This is a genomic window from Nocardiopsis sp. Huas11, from assembly GCF_003634495.1.
GTDB lineage: Bacteria > Actinomycetota > Actinomycetes > Streptosporangiales > Streptosporangiaceae > Nocardiopsis.
Window position 1 is genome coordinate 3,388,260 of the sequence record NZ_RBKY01000001.1, and the last position, 26,741, is coordinate 3,415,000.

The window sequence follows — 26,741 nt, forward strand, 5'->3', positions numbered from 1 at the left end:
TCGGCCGCCCGGCCGTACGCCCGCGCGAGTACGCCCGCGCACGCCCGGGCAGGCCCGAATGATGGCTGAGTGATGGCTCAGCCATCATTCAATGATGGTTGGGGCCTCCACAGGGCGACGTGCATGTCGTGGGCGGGCCCCGTCCGGGCCACCTGGAAGTGGCTCGGCTTCACACGCCCTAGGAACACGGGCCACGCGGCGCCCAACTACCCGAGCCTGCACGAAGCCCAAGCCGCCGCATGTGGACAAAAGATCCTTCCCGGAGGACGGCCCCCGTGGCGTCCTCCGGGAAGAGGCCTAGATCGTTGATGGGAAAATGTGTCCTGGTCAGTGGTCGTAAGCCACCAGCGACCGCTTGATGGGGGCTCCGATCTGCCAGTTGTGCCAGATCGCGGCGTTCAGAGCCAGGATCCTCTGACACACCCGAGCCCAGAGCCCTTCGGTGGTGCGGGCGTTGTGGCGCTCCAACCCCAGCTGGTTCTTCAGCGTCCAGATGATGGCTTCGATGCGCTGGCGCAGCCAGCCCGGGAACACCCGGGCCCTGTCCTTGGGCTCGTCCTTGCGCCGGGGCCGGATGAGCACGTGCCCCAGATCGGTGGCGGCCTGCTCGATTCCGGCCCCGGCGAAGCCCTTGTCGCACACGATCGGGCACGGCCCCGGGGCGCACTCCTGGGCGTGGAGCAGGTGCAGCGCTTGTTTGCGCTCGTCCAGCTCTTTGGGGTGGGCCAGGGAGAAGGCCGTCACGGTGCCCTCGGCGGTGGTGACGAGCACGAGCTTGGACCCCCAGTAGAACCGGTGGTGGGAGGCATCACGCCCGTAGCCGCACATTTCGCCCAGACCGGAGCGTTCCACGGTGGTGCGCGAGGCCCCGCACGGCACGGGGGTGCCGTCCATCAGCCGCAGGTTGTCGTGCCAGGTCGGGGTGTGGCGGGCCAGCCATCCGATGGCGGTGAGCATGTGCGGGGCCAGGCGGGCCAGGTGCCGGTTGTACTCGGACTGGCCGGGCAGGCGGGGGAAGAGGTGGCCGATCCGGGCCGGGGCCACCCGTAGCCAGCGGCGTTCGTCGTCGCAGCGCAGCAGGACCTGGGCCACGGCCACACAGATCAGCTCCGCGTCGGTGAGCAGGCGCGGCCGGCCTGGTCCGCGGGCTTGCTTGGCAGAAGGGATCACATCGTCGTCCAGGTGGACGTAGAGTGCTGTCAGAAGGGCGTCAAGGTCAGTCTTCACACACCGATCTTCGACGCCCTTCCCTGTGTCCGCAGGGGTTTCAGGAATTTCCCATCAACGATCTAGTGTTCTGAGTCGTTAATTCGATGAATAATTGGTTACGATGGTCTCATGGCGCAACGCGGCAGGAAGAAAAGGCTCCTGGTAGTCAGTGACGAGGACCGGCGCACGCTGGAACAGATCGCACGGCGGCCCACGTCAGCGCAGGTCATGGCGCAGCGCGCACGGATCATCCTGCGCTGCGCCGAGGGCGGCACCGATGCCGAGGTCGCCCGGGTGCTGGGGGTCTGGCCGCAGACGGTGGGCAAGTGGCGCAACCGCTATATCGACGGCGGGCTGGAGGCGCTCTCCGACAAGGACCGCCCCGGCCAGCCCCGCAAGATCACCGACGCCCACGTCGAGGAGGTCATCCGCCAGACCCTGGAACAGCCCTCGCCCGACGGCGGTACACACTGGTCGACCCGGTCGATGGCCGAGCGGACCGGGCTGAACCAGACCGCCGTCTCGCGGATCTGGCGAGCGTTCGGGCTCAAACCCCACCTGGTCGACGAGTGGAAGCTGTCCAACGACCCGTTCTTCATCGAGAAGGTCCGCGACGTCACCGGCCTCTACCTCAACCCGCCGGACGCGGCACTGGTGCTGTGCGTGGACGAGAAGTCCCAGATCCAAGCGCTCAACCGGTCGGCCCCGGTGCTGCCGATGATGCCCGCCGTGCCCGAGCGCCAGACCCACGACTACATCCGGCACGGTACGACCACCCTGTTCGCGGCCCTGGACGCGGCCTCGGGCAAGGTGATCTCGGCTCACCACCGCAGGCACCGCTCCGTCGAGTTCCGCAAGTTCCTCAACCAGATCGACCGCGAAACGCCCCCTGGGCTGGATGTCCACCTCATCGTGGACAACTACGGCACGCACAAGGCGCCGATCGTCAAGGACTGGCTGCTGGCCCATCCCCGCTTCCACCTGCACTTCATCCCGACCTACTCCAGTTGGCTGAACCTGGTGGAGCGGTTCTTCGCCGAGATCACCCGCAGGATGATCCGGCGGGGGTCCTACACCTCGGTCAGCGATCTGGAGCACGCACTCCAGGGGTGGATCGATACCTGGAACGAGAACCCCCGGCCGTTCGTGTGGACCAAGACGGCCGAGGAGATCTTCGAAACCATCGCCGCGTATCTTCATCGAATTAACGACTCAGAACACTAGGCCGTGTTCTTCTGCGAGCCCGGAATGCCGCAAAAAAACACGGCCTAGCAGCGACTTCAGGTGTGGGCGGGCCCGCTCTCGCCCACGTCCTGGCGCAGCTGCTCCAAGACATGGGTGAGCAGCCGCGAGATGTGCATCTGCGAGTACCCCAAGCGGTCGGCGATCTCCCGCTGGGTATGGTCACCGAAGAAGCGCAGATTCAGGACCTCGCACTCGCGTTCGGACAGACGGCCCAGGGCCGGCTTGAGCGTTTCACGCTCCACCACCCGCTCCAGGGCTGTGTCCTCACTGCCCAGATGGTCCTCCAACCGGGCACCCTCCTGCTGCTCGGAGTCGGAAGGGTCCGGGGCGTCCAGCGAAAGGGAGCGGTAGGACTCCGAGATCTGAAGGAGCTCGGCGGCTTCGGCCTCGGAGAGATTCATCTCCTTGGCCAGCTCGGCGGTGGTGGGGGTACGCGCATGGTTCTGCTGGTATTCGCTGATACCCTGCCGCAGTTTGATGCGGTTCTCCTGGTGGCGTCTGGAGACCCGTACCGCCCAGGTGTAGTCGCGGAAGTGGCGCTTGATCTCGCCGTTGACCGTAGGAATCAGATAGGACTTGAACGGCTTGCCTCGTCCAGGATCGTAGCCATGGATGGCCTTGAGCAGGCCCAGCATGGCAGTCTGTTTCAGGTCGTCCAGCGGTTCCCCTCGGCCTCCGTAGCGGCGCACGATCCTATTGATCAACGGCTGTAGCCGGAGCACGATCCGCTCTTGTATATCGGCCGCCCGCGGATCGTTCTCGTCCAGACGGTGGAGTTCGGAGAGCAGGTCCTCGACCGAAGTGTCCTCGGTCGCTGTACGAGGTTTGGTGACCAGGGTTCTCGGGTCGGTCGTGGTCTGCGGCAGGGTGTCGGTGGTGAGAGTGGCGGACAAGAGAAAACCCCCCGGTGCTCTGGTCCTGTGTTCTCGTTGTCTGTCTGAGGCGGGACACCGGTACTCCCACGCCCCTTGGGCAAGGGCGGACATCTGCGGCCTGGCGAGGGGGCCCGGTGCGTCTACTGCATTCCCTCAGAGTCAGTTGTAAAATCCTTAGAGAGAAGTATGTATGTCACTCGATAAGTATCTAGTAAAGTCACCCATAGTCATCTGGTTCAGGAATCCAGAGGGCCGCCGCGACTGTGTAACCCCCTCGCATCCACTGGTGCAGCGGCCCCTTTAATTCAAATTTACGGAGATGCTCCGTTCGGTCACTGTCTTAGCCTACCTTTCTGTATCCGAGTCAAACATATTGCAGCTTCTTTGCCTTATCGAACTGCCGTTCGAGGTGTTCTTGCTGATAACAGGTGGATTAACTCCTCGAGTCGGCTCTGCGCCTACTGAGGCCCATGCCATCCGACTCCACGCCGCCGACCTTGAGGCCGGCCTCCGCCGGTTCATCGGCGAAGGCCTCGTTCGTCCGTCTAGCGTGTCCGGCCGAGAACACCGGGGGTGTCGTGCAGTACGACGCTCCTGCGCAGCGGTACCCGCCCCATCCGGTCGGGCGGAGCCGTACCGGCCCGGCTGACTGGAGATACCCGAGGCCGGGTTCGCCATGATCTTGGCCCCGGGGTTCGGGGAACAGGATCCGCGCCACGGTAGCGACGTCACGACTGGGCGGCAGGGGAACGGCGGAAGAGGCCGGTAGCTCTGTGCGAGCGGAACGTGCTCGGCTGACGACCGGTGATTCTCAGGGATCTCGGACCGTCTCAGGAAACGCAGCTGGCACGCCGGCCGGTCGGGTCCACGACGAGCGGCCCGGCGGACAACAGCCCCTCGGACGACGTGGACGCCGTGCGGCGCAGCAGCGCGCGCAGGCGCGCCGGCAACTCCTCGTACGCGAAGGGCTTGGTCAGATAGTCGTCCGCGTCGGGGTGCGAGGCGGCGATCGCGTCGAGTGCCGCCGGCCCGTCGTCGGCGGTGGTCACCGTGTACCCCTGAAGCGCAGGGACCGGGCCACAGAACGCAACAGGGCCGGTTCGTCGTCGACGAGCACGATCCGCACGAGCCGGAGCACAGCAACGCCACTCAAGACGAATCCAGGACCGCGACCTCCCCTGACCTCGAAGGACTGACGCGCCTGCGGGCGCGCGGCCGAGGTGGCCGCGCGCCCGCAGAGCCTTCGCCCGGGGTCAGCGCGTCATGCAGGGGCGCTTGGGGTCGAACTCCCACCCGGGGATCAGGTACTGCATGGCCATCGCGTCGTCGCGCGCGCCGAGCCCTTCCCGCAGGTACAGCTCGTGGGCGGCCTCCAGGCGTGCCCGGTCCAGCGTCACGCCCAGCCCCGGGGCGTCCGGCACCGCCACCGCGCCGTCGCGGATCAGCGGCGGCGACTCGGTGAGCCCCTGGCCGTCCTGCCAGATCCAGTGGGTGTCCAGCGCGGTGATCTCACCGGGCGCGGCCGCGCCGACCTGGGTGAACATCGCCAACGAGATGTCGAAGTGGTTGTTCGAGTGCGACCCCCACGTCAGGCCGAAGTCCTGGCAGAGCTGGGCGACCCGCACCGAACCGGCCATCGTCCAAAAGTGCGGGTCGGCCAGCGGGATGTCCACCGCGCCGGCGCGCACCGCGTGGGCCATCTCCCGCCAGTCGGTGGCGCACATGTTGGTCGCGGTCGGCAGCCCGGTGGCCCGCCGGAACTCGGCCATCGCCTCGCGGGCCGAGAAGCGGCCCTCCGCCCCGCAGGGGTCCTCGGCGTAGGCCACCACGCCGCGCATCCGCCGGCCGTACCCGATCGCCTCCTCCAGGGACCACGCCCCGTTGGGGTCGAGCGTGATCCGGGACTCCGGGAACGCCTCGTGCAGCGCGGTGACGACGTCGACCTCGGTGTCGCCGGGGAGCACGCCGCCCTTCAGCTTGAAGTCGCGGAACCCGTAGCGGCGCTGCGCGGCCCGCGCCAGCGCGACCACGGCGTCGGCGTCCATGGCCTCCTGACGGCGCAGGCGCTCCCACTCGTCGCCGGCGTCCTCCCGCGGGTACGGCAGGTCGGTGGCGTCCGCGTTCCCGACGAAGAACAGGTAGCCGAGCATGGGGACGCTGGAGCGCTGCTGCCCGCCGCCCAGGAGTTCGGCCACCGGGACGCCCAGGTGCTGGCCGTGCAGGTCCAGCAGCGCGGACTCCAGGCCGGTGACCGTGTGCACGGTGGTACGCAGGTCGAAGGTCTGCTCTCCGCGCCCGCCGGCGTCGCGGTCGGCGAAGGCGTCCGAGACCTCCCGCAGGGCCGAGCGGAACCGGGCCACCGGCTGACCGGTGATCCGCTCGCCGGCCTCCCGCAGCGTCGCGGTGATCTTCTCGCCGCCGGGGACCTCGCCGAGCCCCGTGCGCCCCTCGTCGTCGGTGATGACGACGACGTTGCGGGTGAAGTACGGGCCGTGCGCTCCGGAGAGGTTCATCAGCATCGAGTCGTGCCCGGCCACCGGCACGATCTCGACACCGGCGACGCGGGGTCCGTGTGTGCTCATGCGTTCTCTCCTCGCTCCGCCACCACGTAGGCGCCGTCGACACGGCGGGTCAGGTTCCAGGGGTTGTCCTCGCGCACCGGCTCGGGGCGCAGCGCGGCCGGGAGGTTCTGGTAGACCACCGGACGCAGGAAGCGCTCGATGGCCGCGGCGCCGACCGAGGTCGAGCGTCCGTCCGAGGTCGCCGGGAACGGGCCGCCGTGGACCATGGCGTCGCCGACGTCCACGCCCGTGGGCCAGCCGTTGACCAGGATCCGGCCCGCGCGCAGTTCGAGGGCGTCGAGCAGCTCGCGCACGTCCTCGTCCGCCTCGAAGTCCAGGTGCAGCGTAGCGGTCAGCTGTCCCTCCATCCCCTCCGCGAGGGAGGGCAGCAGGTCGGCCGAACCGTAGCGAACGACCAGGCAGACCGCGCCGAAGACCTCCTCCGACAGCTCGGGGGTCCCGGCGAAGGTCGCGGCGTCGGTGGCGTACACGGCCGGCGCGGGGGCGTTCTCGCCCTCGCCGGCCCGGCCGTGGCCGACCGCGCTCACCCCGGCGGCGGCCGCGAGCCGCTTCTCCCCCTCCAGGCGGGACGAGCAGATCCCCGGGGTCAGCATGGTCGGTCCGGTGGCGGCCGCGAGCCTGTCCGCGACCCGGGCGACGAGGTCGTCGCCGTCGGCCCCCCGCGGGACGAACAGCAGACCCGGGGCGGTGCACAGCTGACCGGCCGAACCGTTCAGCGACGTCACGAACCCGTCGGCCAGGGCGTCCCGGTCGCCGGACGCGGCCGAGGGCAGCACGAAGACCGGGTTGACCGAGCTCATCTCGGCGTACACCGGGATCGGTACCTCGCGCGCGGCCGCGGTGGCCATCAGCGCGGTGCCGCCGCCGCGGGAGCCGGTGAAGCCGACCGCCCTGATCCGCGGATCGGCGACGAGCACCTGCCCCACGCCCGTCCCGCGGCCGAAGAGCAGCGAGAACACCCCGCCCGGCAGGCCGTGTTCGGCGACGGCGTCCGACAGCGCCCGGCCCACGATCAGGCTGGTGGCCGGGTGGGCGTTGTGGGCCTTGAACACCACGGGGCAGCCCGCGGCCAGGGCCGAGGCGGTGTCACCGCCGGCCACGGAGAAGGCCAGCGGGAAGTTGGAGGCGCCGAACACCGCGACCGGCCCCAGGGGCAGTGTGCGTTGACGCAGGTCGGGCCGGGGCACCGGCGTCCGGTCGGGCAGCGCGGACTCGATCCGCACCCCGTGGTGGTCGCCGGCCCGGACGACTCCGGCGAACAGTCGCAGCTGGTTCACCGTCCGGGCCAGTTCGCCCCGGAGCCGCGCTTCGGGCAGACCGGTCTCGCGCATGGCGACGGCGACGATCTCCTCACCGGCCCGTCCGACGCGCTCGGCGGCGGTGTCCAGGAACGCCGCGCGCGCCTCGGGCGTGATCCGGCGGTAGGCGGCGAAGGCCTCGTCGGCCGCGCGGGTGGCCGCGGCCACCTGGTCGTCGCCGAGCAGGGTGAACTCGGGGCCGGTCGGGGCGCCCAGGGCCGGGTCGACGGCGCGGGTGGTGCCGCCGGTTCCGGGAACGGACCGTCCCGCGATCAGTGAGTGCTGGGTCTGTTCGGACACTGTGGTCATCGCTGCTTCCTGTGGCTGCGTGCGGGTGGGGTCTGGTGCCGACGGGTTCAGACGCCGACGGCGGCGATGCCGCGGACCAGCGTGTTCAGCTGCTCCTGCTCCTCGGGGGAGAGGTCGCGCAGGGGCGGGCGCACCGGTCCGGCGTCGCGGCCGACCGCGCGCAGTCCCGCCTTGACGATGGACACCCCGTATCCGTTGCCGCGGTCGCGGATGTCCAGGTAGGGGAGTACGACGTCGGTGAGCCTGCGCTGGACGTCCTCCCGGTCCTGCGCGCGCACGCTCCGGTAGAAGTCCAGCGCGAACTCCGGGACGAAGTTGAACATGGCCGAGGAGTAGGTGCTCAGGCCGAGCTGGAGCAGGGGCAGGGCGAAGGTCTCGGCGGTGGGCAGGCCGCCCAGGTAGAAGAGGCGGTCCCCGTTGGCCGACAGCACGCGCGCCAGCTGTTCGAGGTCGCCGTTGCCGTCCTTGAACCCGATCAGGTTGGGGTGGGCGTCGGCGAGTCGGCGGACCGTGTCGGCGCCGTAGACGGCGTTGGCGCGGTTGTAGAGGATCACTCCGAGGTTCGTGGCCTCCAGGACGGCCGAGACGTGCGCGCGCAGCCCCTCCTGGGTGGTCTCGGTCAGGTAGGGCGGCAGCAGGAGGAGGCCGTCGGCGCCGGCCTCCTCGGCCTGGCGCGCGAGCGCCACCGCCTGGGCCGTGTTGCCGCCCGCGGAGCTGAGCACCGGAACGCCGTCGCGGACCGTGGCGACGGCCGTCCGGGTCACCGCCTCGTGCTCCTGGGGGGAGAGCGAGAAGCCCTCACCGGTGCCCCCCGCGATGAACAGGCCGCCGATGTCGTAGCTCGACTGCCACTCCAGGTGCGCGACGAGCTTGGCCTGGTCCACCTGGAGGTCCTCGGTGAACGGAGTGACCGGGAAGGACAGCAGTCCGTCCCTGAGGACGCCGGCGAGCTCGGCGGGAGAGTAGTCGGACATCAGGGGCCTCCGCGGGAAGGGGTTGGGACGCCTTCACGCTAGGGACTTGCGGTGATGCCTGTCCAAGCTCCTTTTCGTATAAGCCGATACCTTCAGTGCATCAGCTGTTCGAGGTCGACCGGCTTCCTCAGGTGGGGGAGCGCGCGGTGCAGCGCGGGGTTGGTCGAGGTCGACAGCCACACCGCGTGCAGCTGCACCGCGTCGGACGGCGACTCCAGCAGGGGGAGCATCCGGACGCCGGGCATCCCCAGGTGCCGGGTGGAGTGCGGGACCAGCGCCACACCGTGACCGGCGCCGACGAGCGCGACCAGGGTGAGGATCTGCGCGGCGGTGTGCGTCACCTGGTCCGACCGGATCTCGACGAGGTCGGCCACCAGATCGCTGAAGTACCGGGCCTGGTCGGGGGAGTACATGATCATCGCCTCGTGCTGGAGCTCCTGCGCGGACACGGGCGCGCTGCGCCGGGCGAAGCGGTGGCCGGCCGGTACGGCCACCATCAGGGGCTCGGCGAGCAGGAGGGCGGCGTTGACGTCCTGGAGCTGGAACGGCGGACGCGCCAGGCCGAGGTCGACCGCGCCGCTGCGCAGCGCCTCCAGCTGCACGGCGGTGACCATCTCGTGCAGCTCGACGGTCACCCCGGGCACGGCCTCCTTGATCCGAGCGAGCACGGGGCCGAGCACGCTGTAGCCGGAGGCGGCGGTGTAGCCGAGCCGGATCAGTCCGACCTGCCCGGAGGCGATGAGCTGGGCGCGCCGCGGGGCGCGGTCGGCCATCTCCAGCAGCTGGTGGCACTCGTCGCGGAAGGCCTCGCCCGCGGCCGTGAGGGACACCCCGCGCGGTTCGCGCAGCAGCAGCGTGACCCCCAGGGTCTTCTCCAGTTTCTGGATCTGGCGACTCAGCGGGGGCTGTGTCATGTGGAGCCGTTCGGCGGCCCGTCCGAAGTGGAGTTCCTCGGCGACCGCGACGAAAGCGCGGGCCTGGTCGAGTGTGAGCACGCCCGTCCCCCCAACCTATGCACCAAAGGTATCAACCTATACGAAATGTGGCTTAGACAGGTATAACCCCTGTTCCCTACTCTCAGAGGAACTCATTCTGTGTGGCACCGGCCACAGTGGCGTGCGAGTTCCGGCAGAGGCCCGCACGCCGCGTTTCCCTAGGAGGCCCCCATGCCCAGGACCTCGCGTTCGCGCCGCCCCCTCGCCGTCGTCGCCGCCGGCGGTCTCTCCGTAGGCCTCGCGGCCTGTGGCGGAGTGACCACCGGCGCCTCCGACGGCGGCGACTACCCGTCCGGACCCATCTCGCTGGTCGTCGGCCAGGAGGCCGGCGGCAGCACCGACCTCATCGCGCGCGCCGTGGCCGACGGGGCGCAGGACGCGTTCGGCGTGTCCATGCCGGTGGAGAACCAGCCCGGCGCCAACGGCGCGATCGCCACCCAGCAGGTCGCCGACCAGGAGCCCGACGGCCAGCGGCTCGTGCTGCTCAACGCCTCCCTCATCACGATCACCTCGCTGGTGGTCCCGGAGGACGAGGCCGTGACCCTGGACGACCTCGACGTCATCATGGGCCTGTCCCGCGACGACTACATCATGGTCGCCAACGCGGACACCGGCTACGAGAGCGTCGACGACGTCGTCGCCGACAGCGGCGGCATCACCTACGGCACCGCCGGCATCGGTACCGGCAGCCAGCTGGCCCAGCTGCTGCTGTTCGACGAGGCCGGGATCGAGGGCAACGAGGTGCCGTTCGACAGCGGCTCGCCGGCCCTGACGGCCGTGATGGGCGGACAGGTGGACGTCGCCACCATCCAGGTGGGCGAGGCCATGCCCCAGATCGAGGCCGGCACGGTCACCCCGCTCACGATCTTCTCCGACGAGCGCAACGAGTACCTGGAGGACGTGCCCACCGCCATGGAGGAGGGCTACGACGTCCCCGTCGCGCAGTACCGCGCCGTCGCCCTCCCCGCGGGCGCCTCGGACGAGGTCAAGGACACCCTGCGCGAGGGCATGGAGGACATCGTCGCCTCCGAGGCCTACCAGCGGTTCAACGAGGACAACTACCTGACGCCCACCGAGATCTCCGGAGAGGAGGTCGAGGCGCAGTGGAACGAGCTGGCCGAGGCCTACGCCCAGCAGGTGGAGGACAACGGTCTCGACCTCGGCGGGGCCGGCGCATGACCAGCGCCACCGAGAACGCCGGGGCAGCGGTGGCCGAGGACGACCAGGACGAGGCGCCCCGGGCGGGGCGGCTGACGAACCTGGTCTGCGGCGCCGTCGTCACCGCCCTCGGGGCGGGCGCCCTGTACGTGGCACTGGACCTCGACCTCGGCTCGCTGTCCCGGCCGCGGGCCGGCACGTGGCCCGCGATCGTGTCGACGGTCCTCCTTGTGTGCGGCGCGCTCATCATGGTCCGCTCCGCGCACTTCGCCGACGCCGAACGGATCACGAGGAACGGCTACCGCGTCGTGGCCGCCGTCATCGGCCTCGTGGCGGTCGCGCAGCTCATCCCCCTCGTCGGCTTCGAGATCCCCTCCTTCGTGCTGCTCGTCGCGTGGATGAGCCTGATGGAGCGGGAGCGGCTGCGGCTGTCGGTGCCGGTCGCCCTCGTGACGGTCGCCACGTTCTACCTGGTCTTCATCCAAGCGCTGGCCGTTCCCCTGCCCCGCCTGTTCTGACCCTGACCCTTCGAGGTTCACCATGGATTTCACGCCCGTCATCGAGGGGTTCGAGGTCGTCTTCGAGCCTCAGAACTTCCTGTTCTGCCTGCTCGGCGTAGTCGTCGGCATGGTCATCGGCGTCCTGCCCGGGCTCGGCCCGGCCGCCACCATCGCGATCCTGCTGCCGTTGACCTACGGCATGGACGCGGTCCCCTCGATCATCATGCTCGCCGGCATCTTCTACGGCGCGATCTACGGGGGCACCGTCACCGCCGTGCTGCTGAAGCTGCCCGGCGAGACCTCCTCCGCGATCACCGCGCTGGAGGGCTACCCCCTCGCGCAGAAGGGGCAGGGAGGCAAGGCGCTCGGTGTGGGCGCCATCGCCTCCTTCATCGGGGGCACGGTCGCCATCGTCGTGCTGACCCTGATCGCCCCGGTCATCGCCGGATTCGCCCTGGAGTTCGGCCCGCCGGAGTACGCGGCCCTGACCATGCTCGGCATCCTCCTGGTCGCCACGATCAGCAACGGCTCCATGCTCAAGGCCTTCGCCGCCGCGGCGGCCGGCCTGCTGCTGGCCACGGTCGGGCGCGACGGCTTCACCGGTGAGCTGCGATACACGGCCGGGAGCCTGGAGCTCACCGACGGGTTGCAGTTCGTGCCGATCGCCATGGGCGTCTTCGGACTGGCGGAGATCCTCTACAACCTGGAGCGCCGCCGCAAGGGCGGCGCCAAGCTGATGAAGGCGGAGAAGGTCCTGCCGACCAGGGGCGACCTGAGGCTTCTGGTCGGACCGATCACCCGCGGCGGCATCCTCGGGTTCTTCCTCGGCCTGCTGCCCGGTGGCGGCGCGACCGTCTCGGCGATGGCCTCCTACGGCATCGAGAAGCGCCTGAACAAGGGGCCGACACGGTTCGGCCAGGGCGCGATCCAGGGCGTGGCCGGCCCCGAGACGGCCAACAACGCGGCGGCGACGTCGTCGTTCATCCCGCTGCTGACCCTGGGCATCCCCGCCAACGCCACCATGGCGGTCATGTTCGGCGCGCTGCTGATCCAGGGCGTCACCCCCGGCCCGCAGCTGGTCACCACCGACCCGGACCTGTTCTGGGGCGTGATCAACTCGATGTACGTCGGGAACCTGATCCTGCTGGTGCTGGCGATCCCGATGATCGGGATCTTCGTGCGCATCCTGTACGTGCGCTCGTCCATCCTGTCGCCCATCGTCGTGCTGATCGTCTGCATCGGCGCCTTCACGATCAACAACCGCATCTTCGAGGTGATGGTCGTGATCGTCTTCGGCGTGCTGGGCTACCTGATGAAGAAGTACGGGTTCGACCCCGCGCCGCTGGTCCTGGCCTTCGTGCTGGGATCGCTGCTGGAGGACAACTTCCGCCGCTCGCTGCTGATGTTCGACGGCGACGTGGCCATGGTGTCCGGCCGTCCCATCGCGATGACGCTGCTGGTGCTGTTCGCGGTCGTCGTGCTGGTCCCGCTCGTGCTGAGAGTGATCTGGACCCGGCGCCCCGACCTCGACCTGCTCGGCGCCGCGGTGCCGGCCGGTCCCGACGACACCCCCGGTTCCGCTGCCGCCCCGGGCCCCGACGACACCCCCGGACCCGACACCCCCGGCGCCGACGAGGACACCGACGGGGGCACCCGGGCCGCGTCGGAGGCCGAGGAGGGGACCGCCGCCAACGGAGGCACCCGGACCTGAGGGAAACCACCGCCCCCCGCCCCACCCCACCACCACTGACGAGGAGACCCATGCCCACCGACTCGATCCGCTCGGTCAAGCTGTCCACGGTGACACTGCCGTTGCGCCACGCCATCTCGGACGCCAAGGTCTTCACCGGACGGCAGAAGCCGATGACCGAGGTCGTCCTGCTCTTCGCCGAGATCTCCACGGACCAGGACCAGCACGGACTGGGCTTCAGCTACTCGAAGCGGGCCGGCGGGCCGGGGCAGTACGCCCACGCGGCCGAGGTCGCCGAGAACCTCATCGGCGAGGACCCCAACGACATCGCACGGCTGATCACCAAGCTCCAGTGGGCCGGGGCGTCGGTGGGCCGGTCCGGCCTGGCCACCCAGGCGCTGGCCGCGTTCGACATCGCGCTGTACGACCTCAAGGCCAAGCGCGCGGGCCTGCCGCTGGCCAAGCTGCTCGGGGCCTACCGCGACTCCGTGCGGACCTACAACACCTCGGGCGGATTCCTCAACGCGTCGCTGGCGGAGGTGAACGAGCGGGCGAGCCGGTCCCTGGAGGAGGGCATCGGCGGCATCAAGATCAAGGTGGGCCTGCCGGACGGCGCCGAGGACCTGCGACGGGTCCGGGGGGTCCGCGAGCACATCGGCGACGACGTCCCCCTCATGGTCGACGCCAACCAGCAGTGGGACCGGGCGACCGCCCTGCGGATGGGCAAGCGGCTCGAGGAGTTCGACCTCGTCTGGATCGAGGAGCCGCTGGACGCCTACGACGTCGAGGGCCACGCGCGGCTGACCAGCACCCTCGGCACGCCCATCGCCACCGGCGAGATGCTGGCCTCGGTCGCCGAGCACGAGCGCCTCATCGACGGCAACGCCTGCGACATCATCCAGCCGGACGCACCGAGGGTCGGCGGCATCACCCAGTTCCTGAGGCTGATGACGCTCGCGGACCGGCGCGGCCTGGACCTGGCGCCCCACTTCGCGATGGAGATCCACCTGCACCTGGCCGCCTGCTACCCGCGGGAGACCTGGGTCGAGCACTTCGACTGGCTGGACCCGCTGTTCAACGAGCGCCTCGAGACCAAGGACGGGCGCATGCTCGTCCCGGACCGTCCCGGGCTCGGCGTCACGCTCTCGGACCAGGCGCGCGCCTGGACGACGGCGTCCGTGTCCTTCGGGCAGGACTAGCCTCCCCGACTCGAACGCGTGATGGCCGGACCGGGGGTCCGGCCATCACGCGCGTGCGGGCGCCTGCGCGCTCAGCCCGGACGCGAGCTGGGCGACTACGGCATGGCCGAGTTCGTCGACCGCAAGCTCGTCCGCACCACGTGAGGCCGTGCGCCGGCGACCCCGTGCGGTCGCCGGCGCCGCAGGGGCGGGCCGCAGGGGCGGGCCGTCGGGGCGGCTCACGGCGCGGGGCTCCGCGCAGGGCTCACGGGCGCTTCCGGGGCAGGGCGGCCCCGATCGCGGCGACCGCCGCTTCGGGGGCGTCGGCGAAGAACCGGACACGGGTGACCTCCACCGGGTCGCGGTCGGGGAACTCCGCCCGCACCGGGTGGGCGAAGCCGACGGTCACGTTGGTCCGGCCGAACAGGGCGACAGTGAGCGTGTCCCCGTCGACGGACACCGGTCCGCCCCGGTGCGTCCGCGGGTCGACGCGCGCGGAGTCCGCCCCGGTCAGGGGCAGGCCCAGGTCCGTGGTGGCCCCGTGACGGACCCGCAGCTGCGTCCGGCCGACGAGGTGTCCTTCGGTGCCGTGCAGCGCCCACAGGCCCAGGGCGTAGCAGGCGGCGTAGAGCGAGACCCCGAAGAGCACCCAGGACAGCCATCCGGGGCCGCCGACCAGCGGCGACAGGACACATCCGGGCACGGCGAGCGCCAGCACCGCGCAGGACAGCACGGGCACGGGGCCGGCGGCGCGCACGGTGGTCGTGTCCGGGATCCGGGGGCTCCGGCGCAGGAGCCGGGGCAGGGCGAGCATCACCGTCAGCTCCTGGCGGACCAGGAACGCCATACCCGGCGGCAGGCACGCGTCCAGGCTCACCAGCGCCGCCTGGGCCCGGCCCGCGCCCCGTGACCGGGCCCGGCGGAAGACGACGCGCATGGCCGCGAACTCGGCGAGGACCACGGCGAGCAGAGACGCTTCGAGGACGACGACCAGGAGGGCGGCCTGGGCGCCGTCCACCACTCCCGTGGACCACAGGAGGAGGTTGACGGCGACGACGGCGAACGGGAGCCAGCGCACGAGTGCGGTGATCCGGGGGCGGCGCGACATGGCGTTCCTTCCGTGGCGGCGGAGTTCCTGGGGCGCGCTCCGCGGCCGCCGCCCGTCGCGAGCGGCGTCCGCGGAACACGTCCTTCGGCCACGGTGGGGGGTTGACGCCGCGTCAGGGCAAGTCCGGCTCCCGGGATCCGTCCTCGGCGCCGCCGGACCCCTCCGCCGCGCCCAGGCGCAGCACCACCTCGCGGAGGAGGCGGCGCTGCACGGGCGGGAAGGCGGAGAGGAGGTCCGCGGCGAGGGTGTCGGCGGCGTCCGGGTACGGCTGGGCCGGTACCGAGGACAGCATCGGCAGGGCCAGCGCGACGAGGTCCTCGACCAGGCGGTCGGCCTCCTCGGTCCCGAGGTCGGCGGGCGAGAGCGCGGTGAACCTCGCCATCACCGAGCCGACGTCCGCGCCGTCCCGCTCCGGATCGGGACCGTAGGAGGGCGCCGGCCCCCGGAGCGGATCCTGCTCGGAGAACAGGGACAGGAGCCGGGCCGCGGCCGTCTCCCGCTCGATGAGGTCGGGGGCGACCCCGTGCTCGGCGAGCACACGCGCCCACGCGGCCTGGTTCTCCCCGCTGCCGAGGGCGCGGTCCCGCTCGTGGTCCGCCCGCAGCCGCGCGATCGTCAGCCGCCGCTGCCGGAGCTCGCGCTCACGCCGGCCGATCTCCTCCTCCCACTCCCGCAGGGCCGCGCCCAGGTCCTCGTGGGCGGCGTCCGCGAGGGCGGCGCACCGGTCCAGCGGCAGCCCCAGGTCGCGGAGTCTGAGGACGCGCCGGAGGGTGTGGAGGGTCTCGATGCCGTACCTGCGGTACCCCTGCGCGTCCCGGCCGGGTTCCGGGACGACGCCGCGCTCGTGGTAGAAGCGCAGCGTGCGCGGTGTCGTCCCCAGGAGGCGGGCGGCCTCTCCGATGGTGAGCATGGCCCCATTGTCGCCCGGCCTCCCGGGGCGCCGTGCGCCGCTTCCTCGGACCGCTCCCCGGTCGGTCCCCGGCGCACGGCTCCCCTTCCGGGATGGCTCACACGGGCGGGCTCCAGCGGTGGTACCACTGCGCGGCCGAGCGCAGCGGCGCGTCGACGGGCCCGATCCGCGGGTGCCAGGCGAGCTCCCACTCCAGGGAGATCCATCCGGACCACGGCCGCAGCAGGGACCCGCACGCGTCGAGGGGGACCTCGCCCTCCCCGGGGGACACCGGGGTCCACCTGTCGTCGGGGGCCGCCACCGCGTCCTTGACCTGGAAGTAGCCGAGGTGGGCGCCCAGCGCGGCGTGCGTGCGCGCGGGCTCCTCCCCGCTGCGCCAGGGGTGCAGCGCGTCCCACAGCACCGCGACCAGGGCGGGGTCGCCGAACGGCTCCGCCAGGCGCAGCGCCGCCGCGCCCGTGGCGTGGGAGTCGTGGGTCTCCACGAGCAGCCGGACACCGTGCGCGCGCAGGTCCGGCAGCACCGCGCCGATCCGCTCCAGGGCGGGTCCGTCCTGCCCGTCCCGCCCGCCCGGGAACACCCGCAGCGAGGGGGCGCCGATCCACGCGGCCAGCTCGATCAGCGAGCGCAGCTCGGCGACCACCGGCCCGTCCGGGCCGGGCGCGCACACCTTGGCGTAGCCGGCCAGGCAGGCCACCTCCAGCCCCGCGTCCTCGATCCGGGCCCGGGCGGCCCTGGCGCGCGGTTCCGACAGTCCGGGGCGCACTTCGTCGTCGGGGTGCGCGCGAACCTCGATCCCGTCGCATCCGTGCTCGACCGCGGTACGCACGGCCTGTTCCACCGGCACACCCGGCATCCCGAGGGTGCTGACCGCGAACTTCCAGCTCATCGTGGCTCCCATCGCGGCTCCGCCGCGTTCGTGTCCTCGTCGTGCGTCACCGTCAGCGGGTCGAAGGCGATCCGGGTCAGCGCGCCGTCCCCGGCCCAGCGGACCGTGAGCGCGCCGCCGTGCCCGGCCACCTCGATCACCTCGGTGACGTCCGTCTCCTCGACCGTCTCGACCGTCTCGACCGTCTCGACCGCGGAACCGGGGGAACCGGGGGAGCCGGGGCCGTCCTGCGCCCCGGGTCCCGCGGCCAGTGCCGCCAACGCGGCGAAGACCGTCGTGCCCGACACCGGCCCGGTGAGCCGGGGCACCCGCGCCCAGGAGGTGAAGGCCGTCCCCGCGGGCGCGCACGGCCGGTCCAGCGCCGTCCATCCGCGCAGCGGCCGCAGGCGGGACTCCAGGCGCTGCTCCGGCCCGACCGCCCAACCGGTCGACTCCGCCCACGCCCCCTCGGGCGCGCCCACCACCCGGTGCACGCGCAGCTCGTCACGGCCGCGGGCCACGACGACGCTCTCCACGCGCAGGGCCGGCAGCACCGGCGAGCCGCCGGGGAACACCGGACGGTGCCAGGACGCCGCCCACCCCCAGCCGTCCCCGTGGCCCGCGCCCAGCGGGTGGATGCGACGGCGCGCCCCGCGCCCGCCCCGCCACATGAGCGCGAAGTCGTTGTCGGCCGGGTTCGCCGCCGAGGTGGGCCCGGTCCCGGTCGAGTAGGCCAGCCGGGCGTAGAGCGGATCCTCCTGCTCGGCCGACTCCCCGTGGTGGGGGCGCATGTGGTCGCTGCCGTGGTTGTGCACCCGCACGAGACCGTCCGCGCCGGTGGACTGCACCAGGAACCCGGGCGCGGGCAGCGCCAGCACCCGGTCCGGGCCCTCGCTCGGCGCGGGCGCCTCCACTTCGGTCCACAGCGGATCCCCGGCCGGGGCGAGCAGGCACAGGAAGGCCTTCGACGCCCAGTACGGCGATGCCGGGCCGGAGTAGGGCTGCACCGTCGGTGCGTGGGGACCGTGCCAGCCCAGCCCGAGCAGACCGTCGGGCCCGACGGCGCCCCGGTCGAGGAAGTACCGCAGGCAGCCGCTCAGGATCCGCCGCGAGGCCCCCGGCGACAGGGGGGTGTGCCCGGTGACCGCGCCGAGCGCCACCGCGGCGCCCGCGCCGAAGCGGTAGGTCATCGACCGGCCCAGGTACACCGGCGCCCCGTCGCCGCCGAACATCAGCCCGAAGCCCTCCAGGTGCTCGCGCAGCCGCTCCGCGTGCGGGCCGGTCGCACCCGACAGGTGGGCGTCGAGCACCGGATACAGGTGCAGCGCCCAGCCGTTGTAGTGGTCGAAGGCGCGCCCGTCGCCGTCGGTGTACCAGCCCTGGCCCCGGTACCACGCCTCCAGCAGGCCGAGCGCCCGCTCGCGGACGCGCCGCGTGTGGCCGTCGCCGCGGCCGACCGACTCCAGGAAACCCGCCACCGTGAACGGGAAGAGGTACCAGTTGCTGGGCGCGGGGAGCGACCGCAGCGCCCCGCGCAGCCACGCCTCGACCCGGTCCTGGACGGCGGTGTCGAGCCGGTCCCACAGCCAGGGCCGGGTCAGGCGCAGGCCGAGCGCGACGGAGGCGGCCTCGACCATCGGCTGGCCCTGCACGTCGTGGTCGAGGACGAGCGGCCACGACTCGGCGTCGTGGGCCCCGGGTGTGCGCGTGCCCGCGTCGAGGCCCTCGGCGTAGCGCTCCAGCAGGCCCTGCGGGTCCGCGCCACCGGCTCCCGCGACGCGGCAGGCGGCGGTCAGCAGCGTGCGGGCGAAGCCCTCCAGGCCGTCGGAGCGCACTCCGGCGGCCGAGGGCGCCCCGGGCAGGTGCAGCAGGGCGCCGCGCGGGCTCGCCCACCGCCAGGCCGCGTCCAGGAGCGCGTCGGCGGTCGCCTCCCAGTGCGCCCGCGTGTAGCCGGTCCGAGGGCTGAGCACCCTGTCCTCGTCCGGCAGCGCCAGGGAGCCCGGGCGACCCGCCCCCGCGCCGGCCGGCGGGTGGGGGCGGGCGGGGCCGATCGCGCTACTCCGCGCCACCGATGAACTCCTCCACCTCGGAGACGAACCGCGCGGCGGCCTCCTCCGGCGTCAGCTCGCCGAAGTTCATGTCCTGCGCCACGCGGTTGTTGATGTTGACGACCTCGCCCGCGCCGATGGGCGGCGGCGGGTTGCCGTCCACGATCGAGTCCTCCAGCCCGGTCAGGAACTCGGCCACGGCCAGGTCCGTCTCCGACAGCCCGGGGGTGATGGCCTCGCGCGTGCGCAGGTTGGAGGGCAGGCCGAGGTCCATCTGGACCAGCTCGGCGGCCTCCTCGCTGTTGATCAGGAAGTCCACGAAGGCGGCCGCCTCCCGTGGGTGCTCGCTGCCCGCGGAGACCGTGTAGTACGTGCTCGGCTTGTAGAACATCCCGGTGCGCTCGTGCTCCGTCTCGCCGGGCATCCGCAGGATCTCCAGGTCCCGGTCGGCCGCCGCGCCGATCGCGCCGACCTGGTTGACCCAGTGCATGCCCATCGCGCCACGGTTGGTGGCCAGGACCGACTGCTCGGGGCCGCCGGCCGCGATCTCCACGCTCTCCGTGGGGCTCGGCTGCCCGCCGGTCTCCACCAGCTCCTCGGTGATCCGGTACCAGTCGGTCAGCGTGTCCTGGGAGAAGGCGAGCCCGCCGTCCTCGCCGTAGAGGTTCTCGCCGTGCTGGCGGGCGAAGATCTGGAAGCCCTGCTCGTTGGTGATGCTCTGGGTGCCCACGATCTCCCCGTCGGTGGCCTCGGAGATCTCCGCCGAGATGTCGACGAAGTCGTCCCAGGTCCAGTTCTCGTCGTCGGGCATCTCCACGCCCGCCTCCTCGAACGCCGTCGGATCGGCCAGCATGACGATGGCGTTGACGCCGCTGGCCACGCCGAAGGTCTGCCCGTCCACGTCACCGCTCTCGGCGATCATCGGGTCCAGGTCCGACCGGTCCGGCCCGTCGAGTTCGTTGAGGTCGGCCAGGGCGCCCCGGTCGGCGTACTCACGCAGGAAGGCCTCCTCCTGCATGATGACGTCCGGCGCGTCGCCGGCCGCGGTGTCGGTCGCCAACCGGTCCCAGTAGGAGCTCCAGTCGGTGTAGTTCCCGACGACCCGGACGTCGGGGTTCTGGGCCTCGAAGGCCTCGATGACGTCCTGGAAGATGGCGTGCCGGACGTCCGAGCCCCACCAGGAGAAGTGCAGTTCGGTCACACCGTCCTCGTCCGACCCGCCGCAGGCGGTGGCCGCCAGCACGACGGCGGCCGCGCCCGCGGCCACGGAGAGGAGGGGCCGGCGCCGGTTCCGCGGGTGCCTGTGGCCTGAGCGTGGGTGCATGTGCTCGGTTCCCTTCGGGGGGTGGATCGCGGTCGCTGGGGCACACGATCCCTCCTCCGGAGCCTCGGTCACCATGAACGGACAAAACCGATCAGAGTTCATCACGAGGACCGCCGTCCGCGCCACCCGTCACGCGCGCCCGCGGGACGACCGTCGGACGCCCGTGGCACGCCCGCCCCGGTCAGCCCGTGTGCGCGGCGTCCCTGCGCGCGCCCGGCTCCGGCCGGGCGGGCACCGCGCTCGACGCGCGCACGGTCAGCCGGGGGAGCAGCAGCACGTGCCGGGGCGGACCCGACCGGCCCTCCCGTCCGGTCCGGCCCACCAGTAGCCGCAGCGCCTCACGGCCGAGCTCGCGGCGCGGAGCGGTCACCGCGGTCAGCGGCACGGCCGCGTGTTCGGCGAGCTCGTCGTCGTAGGCCACGACGGCCAGGTCCTCCGGCACCCGCAGGCCCCGGCAGCGGGCGTGTTCGGTGAGGCTCGCGGCGTGGTGGTCAGTGTGCGCCACCACCGCCCGGGTCCCCGAGGCCAGGCACGCGTCGACCAGGCCGTCGAGGGCCTCCGACAGCACCCGCGCGTCGGTCTCGCCCTTGGGGAGGGGGACGACCGGGGCCTCGTCCAGCCCGTAGCGGGCCACCGCCTCCCGATAGCCCGCCCGCAGCCACCTGGCGGTGGGCGTCCCGTCGAAGACGGCGAGCGCGATCCGCCTGTGCCCGAGCCCCAGGAGGTGGTCGACGGCGAGGAGCGCCCCGTGGATGTGGTCCGTGCGCGCACTGTCCAGCTCGCGCACCACGGTCGAGTCGTCGAGGTGCCGTTCCATCACCACGACCGGGACCGGCACGGACTCCATCCACTCCGTGGTCTCGTCCGGGTCGCGCCGGTGCGTCGTCGGCGCGATCACCAGGCCCTGCGCGCCGAGCTCCAGCAGCCGCTCCACGCGGGCCCGTTCCAGCTCAGGCTGGTAGTCGGACACCCCCAGCGCGAGCCGCACGCGCAGGGCCGCGGCCACCGACTCCATCCCGCGCACGACCTCGGGGAAGTAGGTCGTCGCCGAGGGCACGACCACGCCCACCAGCATGCGGGCGGCCGAGGGGCGGCGGTCGGCGGCCCGGATGGCGAAGGCCCCGCCGTGCACCCGGGCGAGGAGCCCTTCGCGTTCGAGCGCGGCGATGTCACGGCGGATCGTCACCTGCGACACGTCGAGTTCCTCCGCGATGTCCCTGGCCCGCACGCTCTCGTGCAGTTCGAGTCGGCGGAGCAGGTACTCGTGGCGCTCGCGTGGCAGCATGTCGGACCTTCTGTGCGTGTGGCCTCGAACGGTTCACCCGACGTTAAGCCCGAGGACCGGCGGCCGTACAGACCCGCCCCCTCAGGCGAGTGCGTCGAGGGCGGCGAGCAGCTCGCGGCGGACCAGGACGGCCAGGGGTTCGTGCTCGGGACCCGTCGTGCCGCGCGGCACCGACTACTCCCGCGCCGGCCCGTCCTCCAGGGGCACCGGCTCCAGGAGCAGCAGCGCGATGTCGTCCTCGCGGGGCTCGGCGCGCACCCGCCCGACCAGCTCCTCGGCCACCTCGTCCAGCGGCAGCCCCCGGACCGCGTCCAGGCAGTTCAGGACGCCCCGCTTGGCCTCGTCGAGGTCCGCTCCCGGCGTCTCGATGAGCCCGTCGGTGTACAGCGCCAGGATCGAGCGCGGCGGCAGGTCGAACTCCAGGACCGGGTACTCGGCCTCGGGGTCGATGCCGAGCAGCAGTCCGTCGGGCACGTCCATCACCCGTCCGCCGCCCGGGGAGCTGAGCAGCGGCTCGGGGTGCCCGGCCCGGGCCATGCGGACCCGGCCGGTCGACATGTCCAGGCGCAGGTGGACGCAGCTGGCGAACAGCTCCGACTCCATCAGGCACAGGAGCCGGTTCGTGTGCGCGAGGACCTGGCCGGGATCCCCGTCGAAGACCGTCGTGTACGCCAGGGCCGCGGTGCGGAGCTGGCCCATCAGCGCGGCGGCCGAGACGCTGTGCCCCTGGACGTCGCCGATGATCGCCGTCGAGACCGTGGGGCTGAGCGGGATCTGGTCGTAGAAGTCCCCGCCGATGTCCATGCCCTCGGTGCCCGGCAGGTAGCGGTAGGCGCTGTGCAGGCCCGGCAGGTCCGGCATGGAGCGGGGGAGCAGCCCGGACTGCAGGCCCTGGGCCAGGTGCATCTTGAAGTCGTACAGCCGCGCGCGCTCCAGTGCCTGGGCGATCAGACCGCCCAGGGAGTTGAGCACGGCGCGCCTTTGCACGGTGAACACGTGCGGTTGCGGGAAGGTCAGCACGCAGGCGCCGATGGGGCGGCCCGAGGTGATCAGCGGCAGGATCGCCCACCCCTGCGGACCGGCGGGCCGGTGGGCGAGGTCGGGGTAGACCAGTTCGAGCTCCACACGGGAACGGAAGAACCCCGGAACACCGGAGACCGCCGCGTGGGTGATGGGCGCCCGGGTGTCGAGCGGGGCGTCGTCCACGCGCGCGAGCACGGCCTGGTCGAATCCGCGCTCGCCCAGCAGCCGGATCCGCTGCGCTCGGCGGTCGTTGCGGAAGAGGGCGAGACCGCTCGCGCCCACCGCGGGAAGGATCTCCCGCGCGACCAGGTCGACCACGTCGTCCACCGTGACGGCCTCGGTCAGTGCCGAGGCCAGGTGCAGGATGTGGTACAGCTCGCCCGCGCGCGTGGGCGTGCGGCGGCCGCGTCCGGCCTTGCCCCTGCGATCCACGTCGGTGCGGGTGATCACCACGCTGATGCCGACGTCATTGGGATAGAGGTGGAACGACAGCCATCGGTCGGGCGGGCACAGCGCGGTGAACTGCACGGGGCGGTGGCTCATGATCGCCGCGCGGTAGCGGTCCTCGAAGACGGGGTCGCGCAGCCAGGGGAGCACGGTCCACGGACGGGACCCCAGCAGTCGCTCGCGCGGCTTTCCGAGCAGGTCGACGGCGGCGTCGGTCACGGTCGTGATCCGGCCGTCGACGTCCAGGGCGCACAGGCCCTCGCGGATCGGCCGGACCATGCGCGCGATCGCGCCGTCCTCGTCCTCGTGCTCGTCGGGGACGGGGTCCACCACACGCGGCCGGACCGGCGGAAGGACGGGGCGTCCCTGGTCCCGGGCCTCCCGCAGGTGGGCCACGATCGTGTCCGCCGTGGCGGCCAGGATCGCGCGCGCCCGCGCCGAGAGTTCGGCGGGGCCGTCGGCCACCCCGAGGGCGAAGAAGGCGCCGTACTCCTCCTGGCCCGAGGTCAGGGGGACACAGGCCACGGAGAAGTCGTAGGGCAGGGTGATGGCCACCCGGGGGTAGTCGCGGACCATGGTCTCGCCGTTGGGCTGCCACACCACCTGCTGCTCGCGGATCGCGTCTGTGATCGGGGCCTTGGCGGTGGGGGCCGTCCTGGCCCAGGGGAGGAGGAGGTCCCGGGGCACCCCGACGAGGACGCTCAGGACGAGCGCCGAGTCGTCGGGTTCGTACAGGAACAGCCCGCCCCCGTGCGCGCCGATCTCGTGGAAGGCGGTGCGGAGCGTGTCGGCGAGGTGGTCCAGTCCCTGGGCACGCTTGTTGGTCGAGACCTTCATGGACACCCCCGCCCCGGTCGCTCCCGCCGACTCTCCGTCCGACGATACGCGCGGACCTGTGCTTGTGCCGGTCAACTCCGCGCTACGGACTCACCAAGTCCCTCCCAGCCGGCGCCGGCCCCCACACGAGCCAGGGCTGCTCGTGCGAGGTCCGGGTCCGACGCGAACGGGCCCCGCCGCCGCCGTCCGCGCTCTCGCGACGGCGACGGCGGGACCGCCCGTCGGCCGGTCAGCGAACGACCGCCCGTCGGCCGGTCAGCGCATGACCGCCCGGGCGCTGCCCACGGCCGCGTGGGCGGCGGCCACCGCGCTGGTGACCGACACCTCCGACAACAGGCCCGGCGCGGCCACGCCGTCCCCGGCCAGGTACACCCCGTCGCCCCGGTCGACCGCGGGGCGGTCCCGCCACGTGCGGCCCGGCAGGTCGATCGCGCCCGTGCGGTCCCGGGCCACCTGGTCGCGGCGCCAGGTCAACCGGTCGCGCCAGTCCGGCAGGGAGTCGTCCAGCAGGTCCTCCAGCCGCTCGGTGACCGCCGCCCGCGACTCTCCCGGCCGCACCGGCATGTGCGCCTGGACCACCGACTCGCCGGCCGGGGCCAGCGTCGGGTCCACCAGGGACTGGCGCTCCAGGAACCCGCACTGGTCGGCGTCCAGCACCAGGAACGGGTCCCGCCCCCGGCGCAGCCCCACGTCGACCAGGAGCGAGTGGCCGCCCTCCCAGGTCAGCGAGTCGTCGCCCAGCAGGGCGCGGGCCGAGGCCAGGGAGGTCGCCACGACCACGGGGGTGTTCGGCAGGGTGTCCACCCGGGTGCCCGTCTCGATCCGCACTCCCCTCTCGCGGGCGCGCGCGGCCATGTGCTCCACCAGGGCCGACCAGCCGCCGACCGGGTACCGGGGCGAGGGCCAGCGGGGCGAGGTCACGCGCCGGAACCGGTCCCAGACGAACGCGGCCGACAGCCGCCCCGGGTCGTGGTCGAACACGGCCACGCCCATCATGTTCGCGGCGGCGCCGGCCGTCTCCGGGCCGAACCGGCCGGCGGCCCACGTGGCGAAGTCCACGTCGTGCGGGGCGCGCAGACCCCGGCGGGCCGCGGCCGCCAGGAGCCCGAGCGGCGGGGCGCCCACCCGGCCGCGGTGCCGGACCCGCGTACCCGCCAGGGCCCGCGGCGATACGCGGCGCAGCCGGGGGAACAGACCGCGCTCCGCCAGCCAGGCGAAGGGAGCGCTGTCGCTGTACAGCACGTGCGGTCCCTCGTTGACGACGTAGGGCCCGGGGGTGGACCGTGCCCGCCCGCCCAGGGTCGTGTGGGCTTCGAACAGTGTGACGTGTGCGCCCTTCTCGGCGCCGGCGATGGCCGCGGTCAGTCCCGCGAGGCCACCGCCCACAACGGTGAGTTCCATACCCCTAGGACGAGAGGGGCAGGCGCACGCGTGACATCTTCTCGGGATTGACGATCATGTAGACGTTCCGGACCCGGTCGTCGGCGATGTCCAGGATGATCACCGTCAGCACCAGGTCGCCGGACGCGATGACCGCGGCGGGGCCGCCGTTGATCTCGACGATTCCGCTCCACAGGTCCGCCATCGAGTCGACCCCGATCGAGTCGAGGAAGCGCCGGCTGTTGGCCGGCTGGGTGACCGCGGCGAGGAACCGTCCGACCTTGGACCAGCCGTGCAGGGTGCGCAGCGGGGCCTTGGCCCGTCCGCCGCCGTCGCCGACCAGGGTCGCGTCCTCGGCGAGGAGCCCCGTGATCCCGTCCAGGTCGCCCTCCAGACAGGCGGCGAGGAAGCGTTCGGTGATCCGGCGCCGGGTGGCCGGGTCGGCCTCGAACCGGGGGCGGCGCTCCTCGACGTGGTCACGGGCCCGACGGGCCAGTTGACGCGTGGCGGCCTCCTCGCGGCCGATGATCTCGGCGATCTCCGCGTAGGGGAACTGGAAGGCCTCGCGGAGCACGAACACCGCGCGCTCCAGCGGGCTGAGCGTCTCCAGGACCACCAGGAGCGCGAACTCGACGGAGTCGGCGATCTCGGCCCGCTCGGAGCCGTCGGGGAGGGCGCTCACGGGTTCGGGGAGCCACTCGCCGACATAGGACTCGCGCCGTGCGCGGGCGGAGCGCAGCCGGTCGACGGCGATCCGGGACACCACCGTGACGAGGTAGGCGCGGGGGTCGTCGACGGTCGCGTGGTCGACCCTGGACCAGCGCAGCCAGGCCTCCTGCACGACGTCCTCGGCATCGGAAGCGGTGCCGAGGACGCGGTAGGCGACGCCGGTGAGGGCGGAGCGGTGCTCTACGAAGACATCGGTCGTCATGACAGAGAAGACGTACCACACCCGGCCCGGCGTGACACCCCCTCCCTCACCGGAGACGGGCCCTATGCGTCGGCCGCGCCGCCGACGCGCTTCCTCCAGGGGCCCTGCGCCACGAGCCGGTGCGGCACGATCCGCGCGGGGAAGGGGAGCTCCGTCGCGAAGACGTCCTCGCCGTAGACCCGGGTGACCTCCCTGTACTCACCGTCGCTGGTCCCCGCACACGCGAACGGGGCGCGGCCGCTGCCGCGCCCCGCGTCCACCGGGGTGGGATCCGTCCGACTAGTCGTTGACGGAGATGCCCGAGGTCGTCGTCTTGGACACGACGTTGCAGCCGTCCATGCTGACGAAGGAGAACTGCAGCACGTCCGCGCAGATGGGGACCGTGATGTTCTGGATGTGGGCGTTGTTGTCGGCCGCGGCCGGGCCGGCCAGGGCACCAACGGCGAGGCCGGTGGCGAGGAAGAGACCGGAGATGGTGGCGATGCGCTTCATGGTGTTCCTTTTCGGTTCGTTGTGTACAGCGTGGATCTGTCAGGGCCGGGGGTCCCGCAGCGTGTCGGGACGCGC

Annotated in this window: 24 protein-coding genes; 6 read left to right on the top strand and 18 right to left on the bottom strand. The window is 72.2% G+C overall.

Going from position 1 to position 26,741, the window contains the following annotated elements:
* Positions 1 to 327: 327 nt before the first annotated feature.
* Positions 328 to 1,227 (bottom strand): transposase, encoded by a 900-nt coding sequence (locus DFP74_RS15445; RefSeq protein ID WP_121180343.1) that lies wholly within the window; start codon positions 1,225 to 1,227, stop codon positions 328 to 330.
* A 111-nt stretch (positions 1,228 to 1,338) separates the two neighbouring features.
* On the opposite strand from DFP74_RS15445, the gene DFP74_RS15450 reads away from it, so the two are divergent.
* A complete protein-coding gene (locus DFP74_RS15450; protein ID WP_121182337.1) occupies positions 1,339 to 2,433 on the top strand; it encodes an IS630 family transposase in 1,095 nt (364 codons plus the stop codon).
* Positions 2,434 to 2,489: 56 nt separating this feature from the next.
* Here DFP74_RS15450 and DFP74_RS15455 read toward each other — a convergent pair whose 3' ends face one another.
* From DFP74_RS15455 to DFP74_RS15480, 6 genes are all read right to left on the bottom strand, one after another.
* Complete coding sequence (locus DFP74_RS15455) at positions 2,490 to 3,347, bottom strand: SigB/SigF/SigG family RNA polymerase sigma factor (protein ID WP_233570994.1); 858 nt, start codon at positions 3,345 to 3,347, stop codon at positions 2,490 to 2,492.
* A gap of 812 nt (positions 3,348 to 4,159) precedes the next feature.
* Positions 4,160 to 4,378, bottom strand: a complete 219-nt coding sequence (locus DFP74_RS35040) for a hypothetical protein (RefSeq protein WP_199725666.1) — start codon at positions 4,376 to 4,378, stop codon at positions 4,160 to 4,162.
* Positions 4,379 to 4,582: 204 nt separating this feature from the next.
* Positions 4,583 to 5,911: an enolase C-terminal domain-like protein gene (locus tag DFP74_RS15465; RefSeq protein WP_121182339.1), complete on the bottom strand. Its 1,329-nt coding sequence runs from the start codon at positions 5,909 to 5,911 to the stop codon at positions 4,583 to 4,585.
* Entirely contained in the window at positions 5,908 to 7,518 is a 1,611-nt protein-coding gene (locus DFP74_RS15470) for an aldehyde dehydrogenase (NADP(+)) (RefSeq protein WP_121182340.1), read from the bottom strand. Before DFP74_RS15470 ends, DFP74_RS15465 begins: the two co-directional genes overlap by 4 nt.
* Positions 7,519 to 7,565: 47 nt before the next feature.
* Entirely contained in the window at positions 7,566 to 8,492 is a 927-nt protein-coding gene (gene kdgD / locus DFP74_RS15475; RefSeq protein ID WP_121182341.1) for a 5-dehydro-4-deoxyglucarate dehydratase, read from the bottom strand.
* Positions 8,493 to 8,584: 92 nt separating this feature from the next.
* Positions 8,585 to 9,487, bottom strand: coding sequence for a LysR family transcriptional regulator (locus DFP74_RS15480; RefSeq protein ID WP_121182342.1), 903 nt, complete (start codon positions 9,485 to 9,487; stop codon positions 8,585 to 8,587).
* A gap of 171 nt (positions 9,488 to 9,658) precedes the next feature.
* On the opposite strand from DFP74_RS15480, the gene DFP74_RS15485 reads away from it, so the two are divergent.
* From DFP74_RS15485 to DFP74_RS34915, 5 genes are read left to right on the top strand one after another with little or no spacing between them, the layout of a single operon-like run.
* Entirely contained in the window at positions 9,659 to 10,666 is a 1,008-nt protein-coding gene (locus DFP74_RS15485) for a tripartite tricarboxylate transporter substrate binding protein (RefSeq protein ID WP_121182343.1), read from the top strand.
* Complete coding sequence (locus tag DFP74_RS15490) at positions 10,663 to 11,163, top strand: tripartite tricarboxylate transporter TctB family protein (protein ID WP_121182344.1); 501 nt, start codon at positions 10,663 to 10,665, stop codon at positions 11,161 to 11,163. Before DFP74_RS15485 ends, DFP74_RS15490 begins: the two co-directional genes overlap by 4 nt.
* Positions 11,164 to 11,185: 22 nt before the next feature.
* Positions 11,186 to 12,856, top strand: a complete 1,671-nt coding sequence (locus tag DFP74_RS15495) for a tripartite tricarboxylate transporter permease (RefSeq protein WP_121182345.1) — start codon at positions 11,186 to 11,188, stop codon at positions 12,854 to 12,856.
* A gap of 50 nt (positions 12,857 to 12,906) precedes the next feature.
* Positions 12,907 to 14,034, top strand: a complete 1,128-nt coding sequence (locus DFP74_RS15500; RefSeq protein WP_121182346.1) for a mandelate racemase/muconate lactonizing enzyme family protein — start codon at positions 12,907 to 12,909, stop codon at positions 14,032 to 14,034.
* 18 nt (positions 14,035 to 14,052) lie between these two features.
* Complete coding sequence (locus DFP74_RS34915) at positions 14,053 to 14,178, top strand: hypothetical protein (RefSeq protein ID WP_255499474.1); 126 nt, start codon at positions 14,053 to 14,055, stop codon at positions 14,176 to 14,178.
* A 100-nt stretch (positions 14,179 to 14,278) separates the two neighbouring features.
* On the opposite strand, the gene DFP74_RS15505 is transcribed toward DFP74_RS34915, so the two are convergent.
* The 11 genes from DFP74_RS15505 to DFP74_RS15555 form a co-directional block, all read right to left on the bottom strand.
* On the bottom strand, positions 14,279 to 15,121 hold the full coding sequence (locus DFP74_RS15505; protein ID WP_121182347.1) for a hypothetical protein: 843 nt from the start codon (positions 15,119 to 15,121) through the stop codon (positions 14,279 to 14,281).
* Between the two features lie 112 nt (positions 15,122 to 15,233).
* On the bottom strand, positions 15,234 to 16,031 hold the full coding sequence (locus tag DFP74_RS15510; RefSeq protein ID WP_121182348.1) for a MerR family transcriptional regulator: 798 nt from the start codon (positions 16,029 to 16,031) through the stop codon (positions 15,234 to 15,236).
* A 97-nt stretch (positions 16,032 to 16,128) separates the two neighbouring features.
* Positions 16,129 to 16,920, bottom strand: a complete 792-nt coding sequence (locus DFP74_RS15515; RefSeq protein ID WP_121188284.1) for a sugar phosphate isomerase/epimerase — start codon at positions 16,918 to 16,920, stop codon at positions 16,129 to 16,131.
* The gene (locus DFP74_RS15520; protein WP_233570995.1) at positions 16,917 to 18,968 is read right to left on the bottom strand and encodes a DUF2264 domain-containing protein; all 2,052 of its coding nucleotides are present in this window, start codon (positions 18,966 to 18,968) and stop codon (positions 16,917 to 16,919) included. Before DFP74_RS15520 ends, DFP74_RS15515 begins: the two co-directional genes overlap by 4 nt.
* The gene (locus tag DFP74_RS15525; RefSeq protein ID WP_121188286.1) at positions 18,955 to 20,271 is read right to left on the bottom strand and encodes an ABC transporter substrate-binding protein; all 1,317 of its coding nucleotides are present in this window, start codon (positions 20,269 to 20,271) and stop codon (positions 18,955 to 18,957) included. Before DFP74_RS15525 ends, DFP74_RS15520 begins: the two co-directional genes overlap by 14 nt.
* A 181-nt stretch (positions 20,272 to 20,452) precedes the next feature.
* Complete coding sequence (locus DFP74_RS15530; RefSeq protein WP_121182349.1) at positions 20,453 to 21,556, bottom strand: LacI family DNA-binding transcriptional regulator; 1,104 nt, start codon at positions 21,554 to 21,556, stop codon at positions 20,453 to 20,455.
* 174 nt (positions 21,557 to 21,730) lie between these two features.
* On the bottom strand, positions 21,731 to 23,863 hold the full coding sequence (locus tag DFP74_RS15535) for a SpoIIE family protein phosphatase (RefSeq protein ID WP_121182350.1): 2,133 nt from the start codon (positions 23,861 to 23,863) through the stop codon (positions 21,731 to 21,733).
* A 255-nt stretch (positions 23,864 to 24,118) separates the two neighbouring features.
* A complete protein-coding gene (locus DFP74_RS15540) occupies positions 24,119 to 25,264 on the bottom strand; it encodes an FAD-dependent oxidoreductase (protein WP_121182351.1) in 1,146 nt (381 codons plus the stop codon).
* A gap of 4 nt (positions 25,265 to 25,268) precedes the next feature.
* Positions 25,269 to 26,174: an RNA polymerase sigma factor SigJ gene (gene sigJ / locus DFP74_RS15545; protein ID WP_121188287.1), complete on the bottom strand. Its 906-nt coding sequence runs from the start codon at positions 26,172 to 26,174 to the stop codon at positions 25,269 to 25,271.
* A 62-nt stretch (positions 26,175 to 26,236) separates the two neighbouring features.
* Positions 26,237 to 26,434, bottom strand: coding sequence for a hypothetical protein (locus DFP74_RS15550; protein ID WP_121182352.1), 198 nt, complete (start codon positions 26,432 to 26,434; stop codon positions 26,237 to 26,239).
* A gap of 19 nt (positions 26,435 to 26,453) precedes the next feature.
* Positions 26,454 to 26,666, bottom strand: a complete 213-nt coding sequence (locus DFP74_RS15555; protein WP_121182353.1) for a hypothetical protein — start codon at positions 26,664 to 26,666, stop codon at positions 26,454 to 26,456.
* Between the last annotated feature and the right edge of the window lie 75 nt (positions 26,667 to 26,741).